We start from the raw sequence: 370 nt of genomic DNA on the forward strand, positions 1-370 counted from the left end.
GCGTGGCGCCGGACCGTCGCGCGGGCTTCTACGGGCTCGACATCTACAACCTGCGCGATTCCATCGCCGCGGTGCTCTCCTATCTGGACGCGCACGATCCCGGGGCGGCGCGGATCGCGCGGGAGCGGTATGGCTGCCTGACGCCGTGGCAGAGAGACCCCGCCACCTACGGCCGCGCGGTGCTGAGCCGGGGCTACGAGACCTGCGAGCAGAAGGTGATCGCCCAGCTTCGCGACCTGCTGGAGAAGCGCCTCGAGTTCGAAGGGCAGGACGAGGCGAGCTTCCTCGACGCGGCGCAGAACGCGCGTCTGGTCCGCTCCGCCGAGCGCTACTACCGGGTGATGTATTACGGCGGTGCCGAAAGCTGGAA

Annotated in this window: 1 protein-coding gene; it reads left to right on the forward strand. The window is 69.2% G+C overall.

Annotation, left to right across the window (positions count from 1 at the left end; all coding sequences use genetic code 11):
* Positions 1 to 370 (forward strand): erythromycin esterase family protein (locus tag Q1A87_RS23870; protein WP_299657396.1); only part of this gene is annotated, 370 nt, incomplete at both ends.

The organism is uncultured Jannaschia sp., from assembly GCF_947494055.1.
Lineage (GTDB): Bacteria > Pseudomonadota > Alphaproteobacteria > Rhodobacterales > Rhodobacteraceae > Jannaschia.